At 35.6% G+C, this 2,243-nt stretch carries 3 protein-coding genes and 1 pseudogene; 1 reads left to right on the forward strand and 3 read right to left on the reverse strand.

All coding sequences use genetic code 11. The annotated features are described in order from the left end of the window. The 3 genes and pseudogenes from AC1DJR_RS29025 to AC1DJR_RS29035 all read right to left on the reverse strand — a co-directional run. On the reverse strand, nt 1–388 hold a 388-nt coding region (locus AC1DJR_RS29025), incomplete at its 3' end, for a BrxA/BrxB family bacilliredoxin (RefSeq protein WP_477004151.1). 82 nt (nt 389–470) lie between these two features. After that, complete coding sequence (locus AC1DJR_RS29030; RefSeq protein ID WP_044441980.1) at nt 471–854, reverse strand: thiol-disulfide oxidoreductase DCC family protein; 384 nt, start codon at nt 852–854, stop codon at nt 471–473. Between the two features lie 40 nt (nt 855–894). Beyond that, nucleotides 895–1,647: pseudogene (locus tag AC1DJR_RS29035) on the reverse strand (virulence factor); the annotation flags it as partial. A 257-nt stretch (nt 1,648–1,904) separates the two neighbouring features. Between AC1DJR_RS29035 and AC1DJR_RS29040 the strand changes: the two are divergent. Next, a partial coding sequence (locus AC1DJR_RS29040) for an FAD-dependent oxidoreductase (RefSeq protein ID WP_477004152.1) occupies nt 1,905–2,243 on the forward strand: 339 nt, incomplete at its 3' end.

Below are 2,243 nucleotides of genomic sequence, written 5' to 3' on the forward strand. Positions count from 1 at the left end.
CCATTGTTGCGCCTTCAATTTCATGACGGTGAATGAAGTGCACAACTTCTTTTCCTTTTAGTAATGCCATAGATGGTGAAGATGGAGGAATTTCTCCGAAGTATTCACGCATTTTTACAGTAGCATCTTTATCTTGACCTGCAAATACAGTTACAAGATGATCAGGTTGTTTTTCAGCACGTACAACCGCTTGACCTGCTGATGGGCGTGCTAAACCAGCTGCACAACCACAAACAGAGTTTACAACTACTAAAGTTGTACCTGATGCATTCTCCATAAATTCTGTTACAGCTTCTTCTGTAGTTAACTCTTCAAATCCAGAACGCACTAACTCTTGGCGCATTGGAATTACCATTTGACGCATGTATTCTTCATATGCATTTGACATCTTGTATCTCTCCTTCAACTTTCATTCCAAATTTATCATATCACGCTCTATTAATAGGTGCAAAAGAAAGATAACGATGATTTCATTTTTTTGAAGGGATTTCACAAACCCCTTCACGACAGTGTCCAACTGGGACAAGTTTTCTATTGTTGGCAATATAATCGTATACTTTATTTCCAAATCCAAGGACGATAGATAGTTTTATAAAAGGTACTGCAAACCAATAAGATGGAACGGCCTTTGCTAATACGTTAATGCTATGAATTCCGTCATACCACTTATTATTTTTTAAAATATACAATCTTTGTTCCATCTTACTTTGTAATTCTTGAGAAAGTTCATACTTCTCAACTACATCTTCATCTCGAAATGAAACAAATTTCATCTTACCCTTTTTATCTAATCTTTTCGTACGTTCTGCAACCGCCGTACACATCGGGCACCAACTATCATAGAAAACAATCATAAACTATTCCCCTTTACGAGACTCCGTCATTTGCTTCCATACGGATAGATACTTTCTCATCATCTAATGCCATTTTCAATACCATCATATCTTCTTCCGTTGGATCCATTTGTTCTAAAGCTGCAAAACGGTTTTTCCAGTCAGAATCTTTCATCATCTCTTCTGTTACTTTATATGGCTCACGCTTTTGAATCGTTACTTCAACAGCACCTGCTTGATCTAATAATTCTTTAACCGTTTCATTTACACGTTCTTCTGAATAAGCAGCAATAATTTCTTCTACTACTTCTTTCCCGATTTCTTCAAAATTACCGTAACGTGTACTTTGCTCTACCCACTTACGCTCTTTCACAACGTTAGGTGCAGACATTTGCACTTTCATAATTGATTCTTTAAAACGATCAGGTAAACCAACACGCTCTTCTGAGGTCCCATCTGTTAACTTCACTTGCATCGGAATTGTAAAGAACATTTGAACAAACACTTTTACTTCTCCAAAATGAGAAAGTTGTTGTTCTTCGCTTTCTTCCACTATTTCTTCACCGAAAACAGCACGAACTTGTTGTAATAAAACTTTCCAGTCATACTTCGCATTTCGCTCCACTGCTAAAAAGTCTGCAACATGATACACACCTTTAATGCCTTCAATCTTCAAGATTTCTTGCACTTGCATTGGCGCTTGTTCTTTATTTTCATCTGTATAATTATTACGCGCTCCTGATGGTAATACTTCATTCAAAATAACTTTCATTGTATTTGGACTTGGCGTCGGTTCAATTGCTTTAATCTTCACGTAAAAAACTCTCCTTTATTGCGTGTTCTTAGCTGTATTGTAACATGTTATCCCTCTATACTCCTACTCGGATGCTTAATTTTACTAATTCCTCTTCTACATTTTTAGAATTTCAATTATTTCTATTTTCACCTAATCGTTCCGGAACTATAGTTAAAAGTCTAATTGACAATAACAAAAAAAGGTATTAATCTTAACTCATAAAATGACCATGGTCATTTTATGAGTTAAGTCACTTAATTGTGGAGGGATAACAAATGAATAATGTCATGATTATAGGTGGTGGTATTGCTGGTCTTTGCGCAGCAATTTCCTTACAAAAAATAGGATTAGATGTAAAAGTATATGACAAAAATATTGAAACTACTGTTGCTGGTGCAGGTATTATCATTGCCCCAAATGCGATGCAAGCACTTGAACCATACGGAATTTCTGAGCAAATAAAAAAATTTGGCAACGAAAGTGACGGTTTTAACCTTATATCCGAAAAAGGAACTATATTTAGTAAATTGACCATTCCAGCTTGTTATCCAAAAATGTACTCCATTCATAGAAAAGATTTACATCAATTGCTACTTTCCGAACTACAAGAAGGT

The organism is Bacillus sp. 05T31 (assembly GCF_056396725.1).

Bases quoted from the DNA above. Each gene is read 5' to 3' on its own strand.
- AC1DJR_RS29030 (WP_044441980.1), bottom strand. From the start codon at position 854: ATGATTGTTTTCTATGATAGTTGGTGCCCGATGTGTACGGCGGTTGCA.